At 54.4% G+C, this 20915-nt stretch carries 23 protein-coding genes and 1 tRNA gene; 2 read left to right on the top strand and 22 right to left on the bottom strand.

Annotation, left to right across the window (positions count from 1 at the left end; translation table 11 throughout):
- Window positions 1–46: 46 nt before the first annotated feature.
- The 22 genes from ACKVOS_RS02195 to rpsB form a co-directional block, all read right to left on the bottom strand.
- Window positions 47–1987: a potassium transporter Kup gene (locus tag ACKVOS_RS02195; protein WP_409210381.1), complete on the bottom strand. Its 1941-nt coding sequence runs from the start codon at window positions 1985–1987 to the stop codon at window positions 47–49.
- A gap of 129 nt (window positions 1988–2116) precedes the next feature.
- Window positions 2117–2776 (bottom strand): tetratricopeptide repeat protein, encoded by a 660-nt coding sequence (locus ACKVOS_RS02190; protein ID WP_409210380.1) that lies wholly within the window; start codon window positions 2774–2776, stop codon window positions 2117–2119.
- On the bottom strand, window positions 2773–3189 hold the full coding sequence (locus ACKVOS_RS02185) for a cytochrome c-type biogenesis protein (protein ID WP_409210379.1): 417 nt from the start codon (window positions 3187–3189) through the stop codon (window positions 2773–2775). The genes ACKVOS_RS02190 and ACKVOS_RS02185 overlap by 4 nt, the downstream gene beginning before the upstream one ends.
- Window positions 3189–3719: a redoxin family protein gene (locus tag ACKVOS_RS02180; protein WP_409210378.1), complete on the bottom strand. Its 531-nt coding sequence runs from the start codon at window positions 3717–3719 to the stop codon at window positions 3189–3191. Before ACKVOS_RS02180 ends, ACKVOS_RS02185 begins: the two co-directional genes overlap by 1 nt.
- Window positions 3716–5644, bottom strand: coding sequence for a heme lyase CcmF/NrfE family subunit (locus tag ACKVOS_RS02175; RefSeq protein WP_409210377.1), 1929 nt, complete (start codon window positions 5642–5644; stop codon window positions 3716–3718). The genes ACKVOS_RS02180 and ACKVOS_RS02175 overlap by 4 nt, the downstream gene beginning before the upstream one ends.
- Entirely contained in the window at window positions 5641–6090 is a 450-nt protein-coding gene (gene ccmE, locus ACKVOS_RS02170; protein WP_409210446.1) for a cytochrome c maturation protein CcmE, read from the bottom strand. The genes ACKVOS_RS02175 and ccmE overlap by 4 nt, the downstream gene beginning before the upstream one ends.
- Window positions 6091–6205: 115 nt before the next feature.
- Window positions 6206–6337, bottom strand: coding sequence for a hypothetical protein (locus ACKVOS_RS02165; RefSeq protein ID WP_409210376.1), 132 nt, complete (start codon window positions 6335–6337; stop codon window positions 6206–6208).
- Entirely contained in the window at window positions 6337–7053 is a 717-nt protein-coding gene (ccmC, locus tag ACKVOS_RS02160; protein ID WP_409210375.1) for a heme ABC transporter permease CcmC, read from the bottom strand. Before ccmC ends, ACKVOS_RS02165 begins: the two co-directional genes overlap by 1 nt.
- Before the next feature lie 50 nt (window positions 7054–7103).
- The gene (locus ACKVOS_RS02155; protein WP_409210374.1) at window positions 7104–8135 is read right to left on the bottom strand and encodes a Leu/Phe/Val dehydrogenase; all 1032 of its coding nucleotides are present in this window, start codon (window positions 8133–8135) and stop codon (window positions 7104–7106) included.
- A gap of 112 nt (window positions 8136–8247) precedes the next feature.
- Window positions 8248–8324: transfer RNA gene (locus ACKVOS_RS02150), tRNA-His, on the bottom strand.
- Window positions 8325–8438: 114 nt separating this feature from the next.
- Window positions 8439–8666, bottom strand: a complete 228-nt coding sequence (rpmE, locus tag ACKVOS_RS02145) for a 50S ribosomal protein L31 (protein WP_125230382.1) — start codon at window positions 8664–8666, stop codon at window positions 8439–8441.
- Window positions 8667–8798: 132 nt separating this feature from the next.
- Entirely contained in the window at window positions 8799–9263 is a 465-nt protein-coding gene (gene fabZ, locus ACKVOS_RS02140) for a 3-hydroxyacyl-ACP dehydratase FabZ (protein ID WP_409210373.1), read from the bottom strand.
- A 3-nt stretch (window positions 9264–9266) separates the two neighbouring features.
- Window positions 9267–9962, bottom strand: coding sequence for an OmpH family outer membrane protein (locus ACKVOS_RS02135; RefSeq protein WP_409210372.1), 696 nt, complete (start codon window positions 9960–9962; stop codon window positions 9267–9269).
- Window positions 9962–12589: an outer membrane protein assembly factor BamA gene (gene bamA / locus ACKVOS_RS02130; RefSeq protein WP_409210445.1), complete on the bottom strand. Its 2628-nt coding sequence runs from the start codon at window positions 12587–12589 to the stop codon at window positions 9962–9964. Before bamA ends, ACKVOS_RS02135 begins: the two co-directional genes overlap by 1 nt.
- 138 nt (window positions 12590–12727) lie before the next feature.
- The gene (gene rseP / locus ACKVOS_RS02125) at window positions 12728–13849 is read right to left on the bottom strand and encodes an RIP metalloprotease RseP (RefSeq protein WP_409210371.1); all 1122 of its coding nucleotides are present in this window, start codon (window positions 13847–13849) and stop codon (window positions 12728–12730) included.
- Entirely contained in the window at window positions 13839–15005 is a 1167-nt protein-coding gene (locus ACKVOS_RS02120; RefSeq protein WP_409210370.1) for a 1-deoxy-D-xylulose-5-phosphate reductoisomerase, read from the bottom strand. The genes rseP and ACKVOS_RS02120 overlap by 11 nt, the downstream gene beginning before the upstream one ends.
- Complete coding sequence (locus ACKVOS_RS02115) at window positions 15002–15694, bottom strand: phosphatidate cytidylyltransferase (RefSeq protein ID WP_409210369.1); 693 nt, start codon at window positions 15692–15694, stop codon at window positions 15002–15004. Before ACKVOS_RS02115 ends, ACKVOS_RS02120 begins: the two co-directional genes overlap by 4 nt.
- The gene (uppS, locus tag ACKVOS_RS02110) at window positions 15691–16413 is read right to left on the bottom strand and encodes a polyprenyl diphosphate synthase (protein WP_409210368.1); all 723 of its coding nucleotides are present in this window, start codon (window positions 16411–16413) and stop codon (window positions 15691–15693) included. Before uppS ends, ACKVOS_RS02115 begins: the two co-directional genes overlap by 4 nt.
- A gap of 43 nt (window positions 16414–16456) precedes the next feature.
- Entirely contained in the window at window positions 16457–17014 is a 558-nt protein-coding gene (gene frr / locus ACKVOS_RS02105) for a ribosome recycling factor (RefSeq protein WP_409210367.1), read from the bottom strand.
- A gap of 3 nt (window positions 17015–17017) precedes the next feature.
- Window positions 17018–17743, bottom strand: a complete 726-nt coding sequence (gene pyrH, locus ACKVOS_RS02100; RefSeq protein ID WP_409210366.1) for a UMP kinase — start codon at window positions 17741–17743, stop codon at window positions 17018–17020.
- Window positions 17744–17854: 111 nt separating this feature from the next.
- Window positions 17855–18781, bottom strand: coding sequence for a translation elongation factor Ts (tsf, locus tag ACKVOS_RS02095; RefSeq protein WP_409210365.1), 927 nt, complete (start codon window positions 18779–18781; stop codon window positions 17855–17857).
- A gap of 159 nt (window positions 18782–18940) precedes the next feature.
- Window positions 18941–19804, bottom strand: a complete 864-nt coding sequence (rpsB, locus tag ACKVOS_RS02090; protein ID WP_409210364.1) for a 30S ribosomal protein S2 — start codon at window positions 19802–19804, stop codon at window positions 18941–18943.
- Window positions 19805–20011: 207 nt separating this feature from the next.
- On the opposite strand from rpsB, the gene ACKVOS_RS02085 reads away from it, so the two are divergent.
- Both ACKVOS_RS02085 and ACKVOS_RS02080 read left to right on the top strand, forming a co-directional pair.
- Entirely contained in the window at window positions 20012–20407 is a 396-nt protein-coding gene (locus tag ACKVOS_RS02085) for a hypothetical protein (protein ID WP_409210363.1), read from the top strand.
- A gap of 187 nt (window positions 20408–20594) precedes the next feature.
- Complete coding sequence (locus ACKVOS_RS02080; protein ID WP_409210362.1) at window positions 20595–20843, top strand: hypothetical protein; 249 nt, start codon at window positions 20595–20597, stop codon at window positions 20841–20843.
- The last annotated feature ends 72 nt before the right edge of the window (window positions 20844–20915 follow it).

The following is a 20915-nucleotide window of genomic DNA, read 5'->3' as shown; positions in this document are numbered from 1 at the left end:
CAGCCTTAATTTTGCCAGTCGATTATTTCCTTGCTCGGGCTGGCCGTTAAATCTCGACCTGACTGCCCAATTCGACCACGCGGTTGCTCGGCAGCTTGAAAAATTCCATCGCATTGGCCGCATTACGCAACATCCAGGCGAAAACCTTTTCGCGCCAGATCGCCATTCCGGGAATTTTCGACGCAATCAGCGTCTGCCGCGATAGGAAGAAGCTGGTATGCATCATATCGAATTTGGGACCACATAGATCGACCTTGTCCAGCGTCGCCGGCACATTGGTTTCTTCAAGAAAGCCGAAGCGCAGCTTTACACGGAAGAAGCCCTCGCCAAGATCCTTGCAAAAAACGCGGTCGGCCGGATCGACAAAAGGCATATCTTCGATTTGCACGGTCAATATCAAAACCCGCTCGTGCAGAATTTTGTTATGCTTGATATTGTGCAACAGCGCCGATGGAACGCCACTTGCCGATGATGCCATAAAGATTGCCGTGCCCGGGACGCGCGTGGCACTGGTGGCCGCCGACTTAATGAAAATCTCCATCGGCATCGTGCTTTCTGCCATGCGTTCGCGCATCAAGGCACGACCCCGCGACCAGGTGGTCAGTAAAGTAAATATGATAAGTCCAATCAACAGTGGCACCCAACCGCCCGAGGGAACCTTAAGCAAATTGGCCCCGAAATAGGCGAAGTCCACGATAAAGAACAACGCAAGTATGGGCAGCGCTTTCCATTTTGGCCATTTCCATAAAGTCACCAACACCACTGCGATCAAGCAGGTATCGATAAACATCGCACCGGTAACAGCAATACCATATGCAGCGGCAAGATTGGACGATGACTGGAAAAACAATACCAATATGAGAACCATGACCGCCAGACCCCAGTTGATCGCCGGAATGTAAATCTGCCCCGCCGCCTTTTCGCTTGTGTGCAAGATACTAAGCCGGGGCATAAAACCAAGCTGGATTGCCTGCTGTGTCAACGAGAACGCTCCGGATATAACAGCCTGACTGGCGATAATCGCGGCAAGGATAGTGAGGATGATGACCGGTGTGCTGATCATTTCCGGCACCATGAGGAAGAACGGATCGCGAATGGCCTCCTGCGCTTCGGCAGGGGTCATGGACAGGATCATGGCACCCTGCCCCATATAATTTAGCATTAACGCCGGCAAAACGAAAAACAGCCAACTGAACTTGATTGGACGCCGCCCAAAATGCCCCATATCGGCGTAAAGCGCCTCTGCCCCGGTTACTGCCAGCACGACCGTGCCCATCGCAACAAAGGCGGTGAAGCCGTCGATATAGAAGAAGTACAACGCGTGTATCGGGTTAATTACATCGAATACAATCATCGGCATCTTTAGAAGATGCATGATGCCAAGGCCCGCAAGCGTTGCAAAATACAACAGCATGATAGGTCCAAACCATTGACCTACTTTTGCGGTTCCCCGCGACTGGAACGCAAAAAGGGCGGCAATAATCGCTACAGAAATTGGGACAATCCAGTTATCAAAGCCAGAGCTTACATATTTCAAACCTTCTGCCGCCGACAATATCGACATGGCAGGCGTGATCATGGAATCGCCATAAAATAACGCCGTTGCAAATACACCGAGCATTACAATGGGCGCTGTCCATTTGGCACCCGCGGTTTGACGATTGATCAGGGCTAGCAATGCAAGACTTCCCCCCTCGCCCTTATTGTCCGCCTTCATAATTGTGAAAACATATTTGAATGTCACGACAATCATCATGGACCAGAATACCAGGCTCAATACGCCTTTAATATGCATCGGGTCGGGATCTATGGGATGGTGGCCGGCAAAGGTTTCACGAAAAGCGTAGATCGGGCTCGTCCCGATATCACCAAAAACAACGCCAATGGTTCCGACACACAAAGCCAATAGCGATCCTTGCGGGGCGTGGCCCTGGTGCTGACTTTCCTCAGTATGACCAAAATCATCTGCTGCTTGCGTAGCGACCATTTATTACCTCTGAAACAAGGCCCATTGACTAAGTGAATTCTATCAGGCGGGCGGGGGGCGATAGCACGGCCTTATCCCCTTAACAACAACGCAATATTGCCTGAATATTCTCAAATTTATTATTTTATATCAATTGTTTATTTTATTAACCAGAGGCATGGCCCGAGCCTGCACTTGTAAAGTCTTTGCTGCCTGAAGTTGCGACTCAAGCCGAGGCTTCCACTTTGCCTTGGGCGTGGCGAGTGACAATGCCTTTTCCCATAGCAAAATCGCCGAGTTCAAATCACCATCAAATATTCTCGATAGTCCCGCAAAATAATATGGTGCCGGATAATTGGGTCGGATTGTACGTGCCTTATCAAAGGCCAATTGTGCCGGCGGCGACATTTGCCCTTCACTTGCCAACATCAACTGCAACCCAAAAGCAGACCATAAATCCGGATCATTTGGATTCTGTCGCAACCCTGCCTGAATATAGGACGCCGAAAGCCCGTAATCGCCCTGCTTTGCAAAGGAATCCGCGGTCACCAACCACCGCTTCGCGCCACCAAAGCTCTGATCCATATCGGCGCGCATTTCGATGAGTTGAACCGCCACATCCTCTTTACCGATTACAGATTTCGCGATTGACGCAGGCGCCATAGGACGCCCCTGTAATGCATAGCCAGTCATTCCCAATAAAATCGCGGCGGCTGCGACTTGCCACAATCCGCCTTTGAAGCGGCCTATGGCTAAAAGCGCACAAAGGCTTAGGACCGCCAACAGACCAAGACTTACCCAACCGCTCATGATTTCCTCCGGAACAGGCCACGTGCTATAAACAGGCCGAGCAACAACAGCAGTAAGGGTGCCGCCCACAACACTAAGCCTGAGCCTTTCATGTCAGGTTCAAAGCTGACCCACTCTCCATAGCGTTCTATCATCCATTGGCGGATTGCGCCGGGCTTTTTGCCATCAGCTATTTGTTGCCGCACTTCAGCGCGCATCGTTGCCGCCATCGGTGCGTCGCTGTCGGCGATGGATTGGCCCTGGCACTGGATACAACGCAAGGCGTGCATCACTTGTGTCGCCGCCTTTTCCTGAGCTGGGTCTGCAAGCTGGCGATTTGCTAGTTCAGGCGTTGGGCCACTGCCCTGCGCCACTGCAAGTTGCGGAACCACTGCGAAGAGAAGTGCACACGCGAGGAGTAGTGAAGGCCGCATCACCGCGCCTCCCGCAATTTTTCAAGCAGCATCGGCACATGTTCGGCCCGAATATCGCCGATATGCTGGTACAAAATCGTCCCGTCCCCTCCGATCACATAAGTCTCCGGCACGCCTGAGGAGCCAAGTTTCAACTGCACGGCCATTTCGCTGTCCGAACCTATCCGCCGGAACGGATTGCCGAACTCTGCAAGAAACGCGGCCACATCTTCAGGCTTGTCGCGAATGGCAATCGCGTCGATTTGTGCGCCGGATTTCTGGAGCACCTCCAAAAAAGGCGCCTCCGCCTTGCACGGGATGCACCAGCTTGCGAAAATATTCAGCAGACGCGGCTTGCCATCAGCAAGGTCACGGCTGGACAACCCTTCAATCCCCAAGGTCGCGGGTGGCAGAGCAAATTCTGGCAGTTTGCGTCCGACCATGGCGCTATGCACCATGTCGTCCTTCGGCACGACCAGCCCGTAGATGGCAAGGCCGCCGATGAAGGCGACGACGGCCAAAGGCAACCAGAGGAGCCAGAGCCTGTTCATGCCTGCGTCCATTTGTTGACAGCGGGCTTTTTCGGGCGGCGGAGCATACGACCCAGCAAGGCAATTGCGCCTCCTAGTGCAATGAGCAATCCGCCGAACCAGATGAAGGTTACAAAGGGTTTCCACCACAGACGAACTTGCCAGCGACCATCGCCTTTTTCATCAGGCTGGGCAATGACAACATAGAGCTGCCCATTCCAGCGCGTGAGCAATGCCGCTTCGCTAGTCTGTTGTTCGGGGCGATAAAATTGGCGGGATTGCGGACGCAGGATAAATTTCCTGTCGTCATTGCGGGCGATTAACTGTCCTTCGATAGCCACCCAATTGTCGCCCACGACTGGTCGGACATCATCCAGCTTGACCTGCCAATCGGCAACCTTCGTGCTTTCGCCGGGGGCGAGCGCGGTCAGGGTTTCGCGTGAAAAGCCGGATTCGGCGGCCATACCAAACACGCTGACAGCTAAACCAAAATGCGCAATCACCATGCCAAAGACCGGTAAGGGCGTCCGCAGCAATTTGCGTCCTTTGAGCGGTACCCAAGCGGCGATGGCGAGGGCCAACGATAGAGCCAGACCCAAAATCGGAAAAATGCCGACGCCGGGTATGAAACGCCAAATGGCAACGCCGGTCCACAGGCTGATCGCGAAAAATCCCACAAGCCAATATTTGTGGCGATTCAATTCGTCCCGCCGCCAGCGGAGCATGGGTCCCAACAGCAACGCTACCATCAAAAGCAATGCAATTGGCGCGGTAGCCTTGTTGAAATAGGGGGGGCCAACGGAAATCTTGTCGCCCATCGCCTCTGCCGCCAAGGGGTAGAGCGTGCCGATCAGGACAATTGCCAATATGACACTCAAGAAGATATTGTTGGCGACAATACCGCCTTCGCGGCTGACAATCTGGAATGGCTCGCCTTGCTTGACGGTACCGATGCGGGTTGCAAAAACGATGAACGCAAGGCTTGTGTACATCAGCATCAAGACAAGAATGAAGGACCCACGTTCCGGATCAACCGCAAAGGCATGCACGCTGGTCAATATGCCCGAACGGACAAGAAACGTTCCAGCCATCGACATGGCAAAGGCCACCAACGCCAGCATAATCGTCCACGCCCGCAGAGCGTTACGCGTGGCCAAAACGCTGACTGAATGCAACAGAGCCGTCGCGGCGAGCCACGGCATGAGCGACGCATTTTCAACCGGATCCCAGAACCACCAGCCACCCCAGCCCAGTTCATAATAGGCCCAATAGCTGCCCGCCGTGATGCCGACTGTAAGGAATATCCAAGCCCCCAACACCCATGGTCGCATCGCCCGCGCAAATGCAGGGCCAACCTGCCGGGTCAACATTGCGGCCACGGCAAAAGAGAATGCGACCGACAGGCCAACATAGCCGATGTAAAGCGTCGGCGGATGGAAGGCGAGACCGACATCTTGCAACAACGGGTTTAGCCCAGCCCCTTCGACCGGCGCGGGAACCAGGCGCTCGAACGGATTGGACGAGAACAGCAGAAAGGCGAAAAAGCCTAATGCCACAAAAGCTTGCACGGCCAAGGTCGCGTTTAACGTGCGCGCATCGATCCGCTTTTCCAGTAAGGCAATAGCAGCACCCGAAAGCGATAACACCGACACCCAAAGTAGCATCGATCCCTCATGGTTGCCCCATGTTCCTGCCAGTTTGAAAATCAGCGGCTTGTCGATATGGCTATTGCTGGCGACCAGCAACACCGACAAGTCGGTGACATAAAATAGCCAAATCAGCGAAGCGAACGACACGATACATAGAGCGCCCTGCACCAGTGCGGCGGGTTTGATGAGCGGGGCGAGTTTTCCTTCACCCCGCAACAACGTCAATCCGCCAACCAATTGCAACAGCGCCATCGCTGCCGCCAGCCAAAGCGCGGCCAATCCGGTTTCGGCGATCATTTCGAGAGGGTGTCCTTGGTATGCTCGGCGGTGTTCATATCGATATCGGCCAATTCCTTGGGCACGTAATTTTCGTCATGCTTGGCCAACAGGCTGTCAGCTACAAAAACGCCGTCGGGGCGCAGGCGGCCATCGGCAACCACACCCGATCCTTCCACAAACAGATCAGGCGTAATGCCGCGATAGGCAACTTTCTGTGTTGCGTCGCGATCCTGCACGATGAAGGTAATCGACACCCCGTCTGCGCCGCGTTCGATCGAGCCTTTCTGGACCATACCACCCAGGCGGATGGCTTTACCCGGTTCGATCTTAGCCTTTGCCATGGTGGCCGGAGTGTAAAAATAGGATGCCTCTTCCTTCAGGGCCGCAGCGGCGATGAACCCTGCGCCGATTAGGGCGACGAAAGCCACGAGGGCCAGCATGAGACGTTGATGTTTGGGTTTCATCCCACACCACCCCCCGTTCGTGTCGAGCGTAGTCGAGACACCTTCACGCAGCGCCATGCGGTTGGATCTCTCGACTTCGCTCGAGACAAACGGAATTTATATGGCGTTACGGGCTTCATGGTTGCTGCCTCAATTCATCGGCCAAAGCTTCCGAACGGCGCATGGCGAGATAGCTCGACACCGTGAGCCACAGCATGCCCACGCCCGTCACCGCAAAAGCGGCGATGATGAAAGGCAAATGTGGCATTAGTCGTCCGCCATGCGGCGCATACGCGCATCAATACGCATTTCTGCAAGTGCCGCGCGCATCCGCATCAGCACTAGCGCGCCGAACAACAGACTGAAACCCGCCACAGCCACGAAAAGAGGCGCAAGATAAGCACCGTCGATTGATGATCCGCCGAGCGTAATGCTCGCCTTTTGATGCTGACTTTCCCACCAGATGACAGATCGGTTGATGATCGGGATATTCACGGCACCGATAATACCGAAGACGGCGGCCACGCGGCTTGTATCGCCCTTTTCACTGCTGGCGTTGGCGAGCGCGATATAGCCTAGATACAGAAAAAAAAGGACCAGCATCGACGTCAACCGACCATCCCAGACCCACCAAGTTCCCCAAGTCGGACGTCCCCATATCGACCCGGTCACTAAACAGATGGCGGCAAACGTTGCACCGGGGACAGCGATGGCGCGCGCGGCGATGCCCGCAAGCGGATGGCGCCAAACGAGTTGCACCAAACTGGCAATCGCAATGCCCATCCATCCACCCATGCCGAGCCATGCGGCAGGAACATGGACGAAGATGATCTTGACGGTGTCGCCCATCAGTCGTTCGGTCGGCACCGCCAACAGGCCCCATAAACAGGCCCCAAGCGCCAATAACAGCCCCGGCCAGAACAGAGCGGGCGTCAGTGGCTTTGCAAGGCGCAAAAAACGGGCAGGATTGGCGAAGCGGTGCATATTATTCCCCGCCTCTAGCACCGCGAATGCGTTACGCCAATGGATTCACATCAACGGCCGATAAGCTTTTGAGCCATTTTGTCGGCAACTTCCGCAGGTGTAGAACCGCTGGCATCGCTTTCCTTCCAGATTTCCGAAAGGCGTCCCGGAATCGTGTCGATCCGGCGGTTGATTTCTGCGTCATCGGCCGCATCAACGTGGCGCAGGACGTTGATGATCCCACCCGCATTGATGACATAGTCGGGAGCATAGAGGATCCCGCGGTCCGCCAACATCCGGCCTTCGATTCCCTTCGCGAGCTGGTTATTAGCGCCGCCCGCGACGGCTTTTACCTTCAGTCCCGCGACCGTATCTTCGGTCAGTATCGCACCCAGCGCACAAGGACTGAAGATATCGGCCTCGACACTCATGATAGAATCGGCTGCAACCGATACGCCGCCGAGTTCGGCAGCAAGCGCCGCAGCACGTGCGGAGTCCACATCGGCAAGCGTCAATTTCGCGCCCTGTTGCGCCAGATAGCGGGCCAGTCCGCCTCCGACGCTACCTACGCCCTGAATGGCCACATGCACACCTTGCATATCGTCCGTACCGAACACATGCTTTGCGGCTGCCTGTACACCCAGATAAACGCCCCGCGCCGTATAGGGTCCGGGGTCGCCGCCTTGATTGGGCAGGCCTGCAACATGGGCGGTTGTCTTGGACAGGTGCACCATGTCGGCCTCGGACATGCCGACGTCTTGCGCGGTCACATATTTGCCGCCCAGCGAATCAACCGCACGCGCAAAGGCATCGAGCAGTTCAACTGGCTTGGAACGCGACGGATTGGCAAGGATAACAGCTTTACCGCCACCTGCGGAAAGCCCCGCCATTGCATTTTTATAGCTCATACCACGCGACAGGCGCAGCGCATCGGTAATCGCCGACTGGCTATCGGCATAATGCCAGAAACGGGTGCCCCCCGCAGCGGGACCCAAATGGGTCGAGTGAACCGCAATAACAGCCTTAAGGCCGGTCGCGCGATCTTCAAAAAGATGCACGGCTTCGTGCGAATCAAAATCAGGCAAATCCCAGATTGCGGGCATCACTCATTCCCCCTTGAGGTCGCGCAGACAAAGCTGTGTGACGGAATCAAATTGCGAAGTCGCGTAATAATATTACGCGAGCTATTTGTCATCCTGAAATTGGAGGGAATAATGGGGCGATCGAGGGGTCTTGAACCCCCGACCTCTGGTACCACAAACCAGCGCTCTAACCAACTGAGCTACGATCGCCATAGCGCCACTAAGGCAGGCGCGTTCCTTAAGGGTTGCTCCCGTCCGGCGTCAAGCCTTGTCAAGAGGTGCCCGATATTGAGTGCGGCGCAGGGATATGATCCCCACCACCCCTTATTTCTTGAGGCTGAGTCCGCCGAAACGCTTGTTGAACTGCGCAACGCGGCCGCCGGTATCCAGCATACGGCCCGAACCACCGGTCCATGCGGGGTGCGAGGTCGGATCAATGTCGAGCGCCAGCGTGTCGCCTTCCTTGCCCCAGGTGGAGCGGGTTTCGAAGACAGTGCCGTCGGTCATCTGCACTTTGATCATGTGATAATCGGGGTGAATATCGGCTTTCATGTATAAATCCTTAGCTCAGCCTCCGGTTTCCGACCGGAAGCCCTAAAATTCGGAAGCGCCGCCCTTAGCGGCACGTGCTGCGCTTGGCAAGGTTGAAAAACCCTGCCCCAGCGCAAACGCCTTTCTTTGCGACTAGGCGGGCGGGTCGGCGATCATCGCCATAAACTCCGCCTCGGCGGCAACCGTGTCGCCCATCAGCGCGCGTCCGGCAAATTTGCACACACGTGGGCGCTTCTGTGTGAAGGTCACATCGAGATGAAGAAGACAGCCTGGCTCCACCGGAGCGCGGAATTTGGCGTTGTCGATGGCCATGAAATAAACCAGCTTGCCCGAACCGGCCAAGCCGAGGCTTTCCATCGCGAGGATACCGGCGGCTTGCGCCAAAGCCTCCACAATCAGAACGCCCGGCATAATCGGCCGCCCTGGAAAATGACCTTGAAAAAAACCTTCGTTGATCGTCACGGCTTTGACCGCGCGGATTCGCTCGTCAACGACAAGCTCCTCTACGCGGTCAACCAAAAGCATTGGATAACGGTGCGGAAGCACCGCCATCACGCGGCGGACATCATAATTCGTGAAATCTGCCGATGCAGTCATAAATTAGCGGCCGTCAGGCTGCTGTGCTGGCGTTTGTGCAGCCGGGGCCTGATTGGCAGCCTGAGCAGCCTGTACCCGTGCCGCATTTTCAAACAGCTGCTGAATTTGCTGATACAGATTTGCACCCTGACGCGAAGGACGCCAATCCGCAGGTGGAGTGGTTCCTACTGTAGGCGCTACTTTATCAAGTTCAGCGGTGATAGCTGCCGAAACATCAACCGCATCAGGTGCCCATACAAATGCATCAGGCGCCAGAATGATGTTAATTTTCTTGGCGGCAATCACAGCCTGCTGCGCGGCTTCATATTTCAAAGCGATTTGTTCGACGGAGTAAAGCTGTGCCTTGATAATCGGGTCCTGCAACTGGCCGATTTCCTTTTGCTTGGCTTCGATCTGCGCCACCAAAGGATTTTTGGCTTTTACCGCAGCATCAAGCTCGGCCTGCGTCAGTTCCTTGTCCTTATTGGTATCAAGCTGGACATTCATGTCATTGATTTCTTTGCGCTTCTGCTGAATTTGCTGAGCATAAGTCGCATATTGCGTGCCAATTGATTGATAAGCAGCGCCCAAAGCCTTGGTGCGGGCAATGACGACGGAAGTATCTGCGGTAGCTATACCTGCAACCTGTGCACTAGCTGGAGCAGAGATCACTGCGGCCGACAAAAGCGCCGCAGCAAATGCGGAGTTACGAGTTTTCATTAGAATTGAGTCCCTACGTTGAATGTAAATAATTTGGTATCATCGCCCGTCTGTTTGAGGAGTGCGCGGGCTATATCGATCCTGAACGGACCAAATGGGGAATTCCAGTTAACACCAAAGCCAACCGAGAGGCGTGGCTTGAAAGAGTCACCGAAAAAGCGTTCTTCGAACTGCAGTACAGGCGTTCGCGCCGAACCATCTGCGTTTGTTGCCACGGTATCCTGTTCAAAAACGCCCGCGGCGTTCACGACGCCCGTGAAGAATAACGGTGCGTTTGGCACAGGTGCTGTTGAGGCCGATCTCGCCTGTAAAGATTGCAAAATCGGACGGGTAACGTCGAACACGGAACCCACATCCATGAATATCGAGGGTCGCAAGCCAAGTTCTTTTGCACCAGTCCCAAGCGGGATTTGAAGTTCAGCTCTTCCGAGATAATAGAATCGGCCGCCGATCGCGTCATCCTGAATCTGGTTGCGATCAAAATTGGGAACATTGACGACAACGCCGTTTTGCAATTCCTGATTGAATGTGACGCGCTGAACCCTTGGACCAATACCCCGGATATCAAAACCGCGCATTTGCGGTTCGCCAAGGTAGAAGCGATCCGTTAAACGGATGTCGTCAGAGCCAGCAATACCCCGATTTTCAAGCGGGTGGATATATCCACCCTCGATTGCCATCGAAAAGATGAAATTGCTTCCGCCGACACGCCAATATTTATCGGCGTTTATCCGCGTTTTGATATATTTAACATCGCCGCCCAGTCCGGCAAAATCCTGACTGATACCGGCGCTTTGGCCACGGGTCGGACGCGCGCGGTTATCGCGATCATCAAACAGTAAGGTATAACCTAATGAAGATGTAAGACGATTCCCGATCGCATCACACAAGAACCGACCTGCGAGCAACGGATCACAGGTCGCGGGCAAAGGCCCTGTCCCATCAGGGTCAGAGAAGAACGAATTACGGTCGAGAGTAATATCGTCCTGACTTAAGCCATAACGCGCTTGAAAATAGACAAACTCATTGATCGGCACGCCCACACGGATCTGAAGACCGGTTGTCGCCTGTTCAAAGGTTGTGTTGCGCTGGTTATTGAAGAAGTTGAAACTGTTCAAATCGCGCCGGAAAATATCGCCTGAAATCGCAATTGAGCGATCTAAAAGATAAGGTTCAGTGAACCCGATTTCAGCCGACTTTGAAAACGACGAATATGAAATATTCGTCCGAAGTTCCTGACCCAAGCCACGGAAGTTGCGTTGTTTTATCGATCCTTGGAAAATGAAATTCTCAATCGAGGAAAAACCGGCGGACAATGAAAGCTCGCCGGTTGCCTTTTCTTCAACATTGGTGGTCAGCACGATACGGTCGGGCGCGCTGCCTTGTGCTTGCTCTACCGCCAATTCTTCCTGAAAATATCCGAGTGACTTGATCCGGTCGGCGGTCCGCTTGACCTGAATGCTGTTAAATGCATCCCCTTCATTCAATCGGAATTCGCGGCGAACCACCTTGTCTTGCGTCAATGTATTGCCGTTAATATCAATGCGCTCGACAAACACACGCTGGCTTTCGGCAACATCAAAGGTGATGCCCATGGTCAGCGTTTCTTTGTCGCGAATGAAGTTCGGATTCACATCGGCAAAGGCATAACCAAACAAGCCAGCGGTTTCAGAAAGGCCCTCGACGGTATCTTCTACCATCTTGGCATCATACCAATCGCCTTTTTTCATGCGCAATGTGGAGGTCAGCTTTTCCGAGTCAAAATCGCGGATCTGGCTTTCGACCTTCACATCACCGAATTTATAGCGTTCGCCTTCTTCCACCACATAAGTGATGATAAAATCCTGTTTATCAGGCGTAAGTTCCGCAACAGCCGAAACAACACGGAAATCCGCATAACCCTGCGTCAAATAGAATTGACGCAGTTTTTGTTGGTCAAATGCCAGACGGTCGGGGTCATAGCTGGTGCCGGAGCTAAAAAACGTGTAGAAACGCGACTGTTTCGTGACCATTTCACCACGAAGGCGATTGTCTCCGAATTTGTCATTTCCGATGATATTGATCTGTTGGACCTTGGATTTTGGCCCTTCGGTAATTTCAAACACAATGTCGACGCGATTCTGGTCCAACTGAACCAGCTTGGGTTCGATAGACGCAGCGAAGCGTCCTTGTCTTTTGTAAAGCTCGATTATTCGGGCGACGTCGGCACGAACCTTTGACCGCGAATAAATCTGGCGCGGCGCCAATTTTATTTCCGGTTCTATCTTGTCGTTTTTGATCCGCTTATTGCCCTCAAGAATGATCCGGTTAACGACCGGGTTCTCGCGAACTTCAACAACTACTGCGCCCGAGTTATTCCGAATCGAAACATCCGCGAATAATTCGGTAGCATATAATTCCTTCAACGCCTGGTCACCGGCGACCTGGCTCCAATTTTGCCCGACGCGCAGTCGCATATAAGCGCGAACGGTATCAGGTTCGAGCCGCTGTGAACCAACTATTGTGATTGACTGGATCTGGTCCGCCTGTGCGACAGGCGCAGGCTGTGCAGGTGTAGACGCGGCCTGTGCAAATGCAGGAGCGGTGAGCAACATTGTGCCCGTCGCCGCCAACGCGGTTGAACCCATCAAATATATGCCAAGTGCTTTGAAATTCATTGTCATCCGATCTGATGTCCGGCCCCCACCGGTGATTTGGCCAATGGCCTCTTAATTCGATTGCGTCCCTGCCCCAAGCCGCGTCAGCAATCAAGTGTGCAGTGATCTCTATCCACCACCAAATAGGCCAAAAGATGCAAGGTCGTTGAACGTCACCATAATCATAAAGCCCACCAACATCGCAAATCCGGCCCGAAACGCCCATTCCTGCACTTGCGGTGTCGCGGGTCTTCTTCGAACCGCTTCAACCGCATAGAGCAGCAAATGGCCGCCATCGAGCATCGGAATTGGCAGGAGGTTGATGAACCCCAAGTTAATCGAGATGAGCGCAGCAAGGCTGATAAAGGTCAAAATTCCCATGCTCATGGCTTCACCCGAAACCTTGGCAATTTTCAAAGGACCGCCCAGTTCCGATATCGGACGTCGCCCTGAAATGATCTGGCCCAAACCGATCATTTGTTGCCGCAAGATATTACCGGTTTGAACGACAGCAGCCCAAGGTGCTTCAAGAATTCCCACTTCACGCACTTCAATCTTGTTCGCGGCAATTCCGATACGTCCGATGCGATATTTATTTCCGAAACGGTCAATTTCCTCGACAACTGCAATCCGGGCATCTTTAACAAGGACCTGATCGCCGCGTTTGACTTCAATATTCGCCATGTCGCCGGGAATCATGACAATCTCGTTTGCCATTTCATCAAAGGTTTCAATCGACCGGCCGTTGAATTTCAATATGCGATCGCCCGGAACCAATCCCGCAACCGCAGCCGGACTGCCCGGTTGAACTACGTCAATGACCGGTGGCGTAACCGATTTGCCAAATGCCAGCAGGAACCCCATTGCAATCAGGATTGCCAACAGAAAATTGACCGCTGGTCCGGCAAAAACGATCAACGCCCTCTGCCACAGTGCTTTGGACTGGAAAGTCTGGTTCCGTTCGGCGTCGGGGAGCGATTTCCAGCTTTCGTCCGCTTGGCTCGACGGATTCATATCGCCTGCAAACTGCACATATCCGCCCAACGGAAGCGCACCCACACGCCACAAGGTGCCACGTTTATCAGTCCGTCCATATATCTGGGGACCAAAGCCGATGGAGAATTTTTCTGCCTTCACGCCGAACCAGCGCCCGACAAAATAATGGCCAAGCTCATGCACAACAACCAGCGTACCGATCAGAGTCAGAAACGCCAGCAGAGTGAGAAAAATATTGGGAGATTCAACTTCCATGTGCGACCTTTTCTAGTTGATCCTGCGCATAGCGCCTTGCTTCTGCATCAATGCTGAACAAATCATCGAGCGACACGGGTGCGTCAGGGACAAAGCCCATCAGGGTCTGCTCAACCAAAGTGGCGATATCGAGAAAGGCAATCTGCTCTTTCAAGAAGGCGGCAACGGCCACTTCGTTTGCCGCATTCAGGATAGCAGGCTTGGCTCCGCCCTCGCTTATGGCCGCGCGTGCAAGTCGCAATGCGGGGAAACGCACAAGATCTGGCGCTTCAAAGGTAAGCTGGCCTATTGCCGCCAGATCCAGCGGTTGGCACGTAGTGGCAATCCGTTCCGGCCAGGCCAGCGCGCTTGCAATCGGAATACGCATGTCAGGCGATCCGAGTTGCGCCAAGGTCGAGCAATCCTGATACTCGACCATCGAATGGATCACCGACTGGGGGTGCACCAGGATGTCCAGACGGTCGAGACCGACGGGAAACAGGTGATAAGCCTCGATAAGCTCAAGGCCCTTGTTCATCATCGTTGCCGAATCGACGCTGATTTTTGCACCCATGTCCCAATTGGGATGAGCGACCGCTTGGGCAGGTGTGACATAACGCATCGCATCATATGAAAGACTTCGAAACGGCCCGCCACTCGCGGTCAAGGTGATTTTACGCACCTGTTCCAGCTTGCCTCCGGCCAGACATTGAAAAATGGCATTATGTTCGCTGTCCACCGGAAGCAAAGTCGCGCCGGAACGCTCGACCGCGGCCATCATCAGGTCACCCGCCGAAACCAACGCCTCTTTATTGGCAAGCGCAACCGTGCGTCCTTGCTCTATGGCGGCCATAGTGGGCGGCAGTCCGGCACAGCCCACAATCGAGGCCATGGTCCAGTCCACATTGCGCCGTGCCGCAGCAACAAGGGCATCGGCCCCCGTGGCCGCTTCGGTGCGCGATCCTGCGAGCGCGGTCTTGAGTGCCGGATAGGCATCCTCTTCGGCCACTACCGCCAGATCGGCGTCAAACTCCTGCGCCAATGCGGCGAGCTTTGCGGCATTCCCATTGGCCGTTAGCGCAACGACGCGAAACGTATCGCGATGTTGGCGCACAAGATCGAGTGTGGAAAGGCCTACCGAACCGGTTGCGCCGAAGATGGATATGGAACGTGTCATGGCTGGCCGGTCATCTGCAATAAAACCACGAGCAATGCGGTAACGCACAAAACGGCAATCAGCCCGTCCGCGCGGTCAAACAGGCCGCCATGGCCGGGGATGAGATTGCCCGAATCCTTGACCCCTGCCCGTCTTTTCATCCAGCTTTCGAAAAAATCACCTGCCTGCGCCACAATTGCAAGTCCTGCGCCGGTCAGCGGTTGCCAAAGGGCGAAGCCTTCGGTGTTATGGCCCAATATGCTAAGGAACAAAGCCGACGCGGTCATCCCTCCAATCAGTCCGGACCAGGTTTTCGACGGACTGATGGCCGGGGCAATTTTTGGTCCGCCAAAAGTGCGGCCTGCAAAATAAGCGCCGGTGTCGGTAGAGATGACAAGGCCGACAAGCCCCAAAAGAATATAGATTTCCGCAAATTCCCGAAGAAAGACAAGAAAGGCAGTCGCCAAACCTACATAGGCTAGGCCGCCCATTATCCAGACAAACCGGGCTACGAGCTTGGGCGTCAGGCCAAGGACCAATTTGGTCCATTCATAGAGCAGCCCGACGGTAATGAGTGCGATAAAGATCGCAAAAACCGGCCCGCCGATCCATATGGCTCCGGCCGCCACCAGCATCATCACCACGCCCGAAAACGTGCGAATGCCGAGGTCGGAACGCGGCTTGGGAATCGGCGCCTGTGCTCCGCTCATCGCCCGCCAAAACGCCTTTCGCGGCCAGCGAATTCATCAAGGGCGCGCGCCAACTCAGCCTTGGTGAAATCGGGCCATAGCGTATCTGTGAACCAGAATTCAGCATAAGCCGCTTGCCAGAGCATGAAGTTCGACAGGCGCTGCTCGCCCGATGTGCGGATCAGCAAATCCAGCTGGGGCATATCGGCGGTGTCCAGATTTGCCTCGATTGATTGCGCCGTAATCGGCCCTTGTGCCGCGGCAGCCTGCGCCGCGCGCACCAACTCGTCCTGCGATCCGTAGTTCAATGCGACGGCCAATGTGGTCCGGCTGTTCTTGGCAGTACGGTCCAGTGCTTCGTCCAGCATGTCGACAATATCTGGGGCCAATGCGCGGTAATTACCAATAATCTTCAAGCGGACATCGTTGGCGGTAAATTCGTCTATGTCGGATTTGATAAAGCTGCGCATCAATCCCATCAGGTCGCTAATTTCATCCTCAGGCCGTTTCCAATTCTCGCTAGAAAACGCATAAAGGCTCAGTGCCTCCAAACCCAACTCGCCCGCCGCCCGAACAATATTGCGCACGGTCTCCACGCCCTTTTTATGCCCCATAGCACGGGGCAGCATCCGCTTTTTGGCCCATCGGCCATTGCCATCCATGATGATCGCGACGTGGCGTGGCATCTGACCGGTGCCTGCCTCTACGCGGGCCGTGGTGGTGGCGGCAACGGCACCCATTATCCGGCCACACATCCAAAAAAGGAAGAAGTTAAAGCCAAAATCACTGGCTCATGATTTCCTTTTCCTTGTGCGTGGCCGCTTCGTCGACTGCCTTGATCATGTCGTCAGTCATTTTTTGCACCTCGGTTTCAAGGCGCTTGCGGTCATCTTCGCTGATTTCTTTTTTGTTTTCATCGGCTTTCAATCCGTCATTGGCATCACGTCGCACATTGCGAATGGCTATTTTCGCCTTCTCCGCATATTGCCCGGCCAGTTTTGCAAGTTCCTTGCGACGCTCCTCGGTCAAATCCGGAATCGGCAGACGAAGCATCTGGCCATCGGTTATCGGGTTCAAGCCGAGCCCTGCAGACCGAATTGCTTTTTCGACCGGGGTTACATTTGATCGGTCCCAAACCTGCACCGACAACATGCGTGGTTCAGGTGCGCTAACCGTCGCGACCTGGTTCAACGGCATGTTGGATCCATATACTTCAACCACGACCGGGTCGAGTAATGTCACATTGGCGCGCCCAGTGCGCAATCCGCTCAAGTCGCTCTTGAAGGAATCGACAGCGCCCTTCATGCGACGTTCCACATCAGCTTTGTCATATTGTGGCATGGTTTAATTCCCTTCACTTTCAACCACAGTGCAGGTGCCACTGCCGTCGAGCACCTTCAAAATATTTCCGCGCTCGCGGATCGAAAACACCACGATCGGAATTTCATTATCCCGGCATAACGCGACCGCGCTCGCGTCCATCACTTTCAAATTATCGGCCAAAACGCGGTCGTAAGACAATCGTTCATATCGTGTAGCGGAAGCAACCTTTTTAGGATCTGCATCATAGACGCCATCCACCGACGTTCCCTTGAAGAGGGCGTCACATTTCATTTCGGCTGCGCGCAGAGCAGCGCCACTATCTGTGGTGAAATAAGGTGCGCCTACGCCTGCTGCAAAGATAACAATCCGTCCCTTTTCCAAATGCCGTTCGGCACGGCGGCGGATGACGGGTTCACATACCTTGTCCATTTCAATTGCAGACTGCACGCGTGTCGGAACACCAAGCTGCTCCAGCGCGTTTTGCATGGCCAAGGCGTTCATGACCGTTGCAAGCATGCCCATATAATCGGCCTGCGCGCGATCCATCCCCTTGGCCGCACCCGCCATTCCGCGAAAAATATTACCCCCGCCAATCACAAGGCAAAGCTGAAGACCCGTATCCTTGGCAGCCTTCACCTCTTCGGCGACGCGAACAACCGTTTCCGGGTCGATCCCGAAAGACTGTTCGCCCATCAAAACTTCGCCCGACAATTTCAACAAAATGCGGCGATAGCCGGTTACGCCCATATAATCCTCAATCCCCGATACGATAATGGCGTACAGCTATAGGAGCCGCACGCCACATCGCCAAGTGTATAAACCTAACTATTGCAAATGGGGACGGTCCCCGATGTTTGCTTAGGCGCCAACCGCCGCTGCAACTTCGGCAGCAAAGTCGGACACTTCCTTTTCAATACCTTCGCCAAGCTGGAAACGGACATAGTCCTTTAGCACAATCGCCTTGCCGGCTTCCTTGCCTGCAGCAGCAACGACGTCAGCAATCGCGGTCTTGCCATCCATAACGAACAACTGGCTAAGCAGCGCGTTTTCTTTTGCAAACTTTTTCACCGCGCCTTCAACCATCTTTTCGACGATATCGGCAGGCTTGCCGCTTTCGGAAGCCTTTTCGCGGGCGATGCCGCGCTCACGCTCCAACGTGTCGGCGTCAAGGCCGCTTTCATCCAATGAAAGCGGGAATGCAGCAGCGATATGCATGGCGAGCTGTTTGCCAAGCCCATCAAGAACGGAGGCATCTGCTTCGCTTTCCAGAGCAACGAGGACACCAATACCACCCATGCCAGGTGTCGCAGCGTTATGGACATAAGAGACAACGCGGCCCTTATCGACCGACAACGACGCTGCGCGGCGGATGACCTGGTTTTCACCGATGGTCGCGATGTTTTCGGTAAGCTTTTCCTGAACAGTACCGCCGCCGGGATAGGCCGCTGCGAGGATCGCTTCAGAATCGTTTGCACTCAAACCAAGAGCAACTTCGGTCACCGAGCGCACGAAATCCTGAAACTGTTCATTCTTGGCGACAAAGTCGGTCTGGCTATTCACTTCAACAGCGGTGCCCTTGGTGCCTTCGACGGCAACGCCGACAAGACCTTCAGCCGCAGTACGGCTCGATTTCTTGGCGGCGGTTGCGAGGCCTTTGGCCCGCAGCAGATCGACAGCTGCTTCCAAATCCCCATTGGTTTCTTCAAGCGCCTTTTTGGCGTCCATCATTCCGGCGCCGGAAAGCTCACGCAATTCCTTGACGGCAGAGGCTGTAACTACAGACATAATGTGTCCTTTCGAATTTGGTTGGCGAGGTAAAATGCCCTCTGCCCTTTGAATGTGTCATCCCCGCGAAAGCGGGGATCCATGGACTGACCACTAGGCTTAAACCGGCAGTTCAGGCCATGGACCCCCGATCAAGTCGGGGGTGACAAGGTTTTAATTTCAGACCTGCGCTTCAGGCGTTTCGTCTGCAACAACTTCCGCTACCGGCGCCTCTTCGGCTCCAACGGCTTCTTCCATCGTTGCAGGTGCATCTTCGGATACAGGCGCTGCTTCAACCAATGCTGGCTCTGCGTCGGGTTCTACTTCCGCGCCGAGGTCAACACCCTTGGCTACCTTAGCACTGACATTGCCCTTGCTCGATGCGGTCGCAATCGCGTCGCAATACAGACGAATGGCGCGTGCCGCGTCGTCATTGGCGGGAACAGGGAAAGCAATGCCGTCGGGCGAAACGTTTGAATCGAGGATTGCAATAACCGGAATGCCAAGGACATTGGCTTCCTTGATAGCGAGTTCTTCCTTGTTGGCGTCGATCACGAACATCACGTCCGGAATGCCGCCCATATCGCGGATGCCGCCCAAGCTCATTTCAAGCTTGTCACGCTCGCGGGTCATTTGAAGGATTTCCTTCTTGGTGAACCCGTGGGTGTCGCCCGAAAGCTGCTCTTCAAGCGTTTTCAGCTTTTTGATCGAGTTGGAGATGGTCTTCCAGTTGGTGAGCATGCCGCCCAACCAGCGATGGTTGACGAAATGCTGACCCGAAGCGCGCGCTGCGTCCGCGATGGGGCCTTGCGCCTGACGCTTGGTGCCGACGAACAAAACCTTGCCGCCCGAAGCGACAGTTTGCGCGACGAAGTCGAGTGCGCGTGCAAACAAAGGCACAGACTGCGACAGGTCAAGAATGTGGATGCCGTTGCGCGCGCCGAAGATATACGGCTTCATACGCGGGTTCCAACGGTGTGTTTGGTGGCCGAAATGGGCCCCAGCTTCAAGCAATTGCTGCATGGTAACGACAGGTGCCGCCATGGTACTTCTCCTTCCGGTTGAGCCTCTGGGAAACTAGAACGTCACACAGCCCTGAAAGGGAGCGATCCGCACCGGTATGTGTGTTTCCCATGTGGAATGAGCGGGCCGTTAGAGAGCAATGCGGGATTCGTCAAGCGGTAAAGCCGATTAATAGGAGGTTCACCACCCGCAGCTACCTGCTGTTACCCCACCATAAGGAGAATCGCGATGGCCGTTATCAAATCCCTGCTAATGGCTAGCGCCTTTTTAACTTCAACCTACGCCCCTACCCAGGATGAGGTCATACCCTCCCCTTCCGAAATGCCGGAGCGGATTTCGTTCCTGGTCGCCATTGGCGATGAAAAATGCCGTGAGCCTGAGGGCGATGAAATCGTGGTCTGCGCCAATGTACCGGAAAACGAGCGATACCGTATACCTATTGCTCTGCGAAAGAAGGAACAGGTTTTAACTGACCGGTCTTGGACCTCAGCCGTCGAAACTCTTGATACATTCGCGGCAGACCTGCGTCCAAACAGCTGTTCCGTGAACGGTACCGGTGGATTTACCGGCTGCACTCAAAAAATGTTGCAGCAGTGGTTCGCCGAGCGTCGATCAAAAAAATGAACAGATTGAACCTTTTAAGCCGATGCTAGTTATCCACAAACAATCCACACCCTATCCACAGTCGACCACCGAAGCATAATAGCCCTTGACAAAAAGAACATAAAAGGAACATATGCCGTAAGTCGTTCATAAAACATCAAGCTAAACCCCTATATAGACGACATGGGGGACATAAAGGACCAGTGCTATGACCCTCATTGCTTCCCTCCTCTTCGCTATTGCCCTTATTGCGTCAGTAGCCGTGATTGCTCTCACTTTCTCAAACTCGATGCCGCGTATCATAGAGGTGATCGATATGGAGTTGGCACCGACAGTTGCCCTCGAACGCCGCATTACATACGGTGCAATCAAAGGCCGCTCGCCGCAGCCCATTGCTGAGGTTATCGCCTTTCCACGCAAGACTGCCGCACCAGCGGATTTTCGTCTCGCCGCCTGAACGAACAATATGCGAATATTAAGGGAAGCGCCTTCGGGCGCTTTTTTTTGCGCCAGAACATGGCAGCACCAA

Origin of the sequence: Sphingorhabdus sp. (assembly GCF_046154385.1) — a bacterium.
Taxonomy (GTDB): Bacteria; Pseudomonadota; Alphaproteobacteria; order Sphingomonadales; family Sphingomonadaceae; genus Sphingorhabdus_B.
This window is presented reverse-complemented; position numbering and strand designations above follow the sequence as displayed.

Excerpts from the sequence above, each read along its gene's own strand:
- ACKVOS_RS02195 (WP_409210381.1), bottom strand. The coding sequence starts at position 1,987 with ATGGTCGCTACGCAAGCAGCAGATGATTTTGGTCATACTGAGGAAAGT.
- ACKVOS_RS02190 (WP_409210380.1), bottom strand. The coding sequence starts at position 2,776 with ATGAGCGGTTGGGTAAGTCTTGGTCTGTTGGCGGTCCTAAGCCTTTGT.
- ACKVOS_RS02185 (WP_409210379.1), bottom strand. The coding sequence starts at position 3,189 with ATGCGGCCTTCACTACTCCTCGCGTGTGCACTTCTCTTCGCAGTGGTT.
- ACKVOS_RS02180 (WP_409210378.1), bottom strand. The coding sequence starts at position 3,719 with ATGAACAGGCTCTGGCTCCTCTGGTTGCCTTTGGCCGTCGTCGCCTTC.
- ACKVOS_RS02175 (WP_409210377.1), bottom strand. The coding sequence starts at position 5,644 with ATGATCGCCGAAACCGGATTGGCCGCGCTTTGGCTGGCGGCAGCGATG.
- ccmE (WP_409210446.1), bottom strand. The coding sequence starts at position 6,090 with ATGAAACCCAAACATCAACGTCTCATGCTGGCCCTCGTGGCTTTCGTC.
- ACKVOS_RS02165 (WP_409210376.1), bottom strand. The coding sequence starts at position 6,337 with ATGCCACATTTGCCTTTCATCATCGCCGCTTTTGCGGTGACGGGCGTG.
- ccmC (WP_409210375.1), bottom strand. The coding sequence starts at position 7,053 with ATGCACCGCTTCGCCAATCCTGCCCGTTTTTTGCGCCTTGCAAAGCCA.
- ACKVOS_RS02155 (WP_409210374.1), bottom strand. The coding sequence starts at position 8,135 with ATGCCCGCAATCTGGGATTTGCCTGATTTTGATTCGCACGAAGCCGTG.
- rpmE (WP_125230382.1), bottom strand. The coding sequence starts at position 8,666 with ATGAAAGCCGATATTCACCCCGATTATCACATGATCAAAGTGCAGATG.
- fabZ (WP_409210373.1), bottom strand. The coding sequence starts at position 9,263 with ATGACTGCATCGGCAGATTTCACGAATTATGATGTCCGCCGCGTGATG.
- ACKVOS_RS02135 (WP_409210372.1), bottom strand. The coding sequence starts at position 9,962 with ATGAAAACTCGTAACTCCGCATTTGCTGCGGCGCTTTTGTCGGCCGCA.
- bamA (WP_409210445.1), bottom strand. The coding sequence starts at position 12,589 with ATGGGTTCAACCGCGTTGGCGGCGACGGGCACAATGTTGCTCACCGCT.
- rseP (WP_409210371.1), bottom strand. The coding sequence starts at position 13,849 with ATGGAAGTTGAATCTCCCAATATTTTTCTCACTCTGCTGGCGTTTCTG.
- ACKVOS_RS02120 (WP_409210370.1), bottom strand. The coding sequence starts at position 15,005 with ATGACACGTTCCATATCCATCTTCGGCGCAACCGGTTCGGTAGGCCTT.
- ACKVOS_RS02115 (WP_409210369.1), bottom strand. The coding sequence starts at position 15,694 with ATGAGCGGAGCACAGGCGCCGATTCCCAAGCCGCGTTCCGACCTCGGC.
- uppS (WP_409210368.1), bottom strand. The coding sequence starts at position 16,413 with ATGGGTGCCGTTGCCGCCACCACCACGGCCCGCGTAGAGGCAGGCACC.
- frr (WP_409210367.1), bottom strand. The coding sequence starts at position 17,014 with ATGCCACAATATGACAAAGCTGATGTGGAACGTCGCATGAAGGGCGCT.
- pyrH (WP_409210366.1), bottom strand. The coding sequence starts at position 17,743 with ATGGGCGTAACCGGCTATCGCCGCATTTTGTTGAAATTGTCGGGCGAA.
- tsf (WP_409210365.1), bottom strand. The coding sequence starts at position 18,781 with ATGTCTGTAGTTACAGCCTCTGCCGTCAAGGAATTGCGTGAGCTTTCC.
- rpsB (WP_409210364.1), bottom strand. The coding sequence starts at position 19,804 with ATGGCGGCACCTGTCGTTACCATGCAGCAATTGCTTGAAGCTGGGGCC.
- ACKVOS_RS02085 (WP_409210363.1), top strand. The coding sequence starts at position 20,012 with ATGGCCGTTATCAAATCCCTGCTAATGGCTAGCGCCTTTTTAACTTCA.
- ACKVOS_RS02080 (WP_409210362.1), top strand. The coding sequence starts at position 20,595 with ATGACCCTCATTGCTTCCCTCCTCTTCGCTATTGCCCTTATTGCGTCA.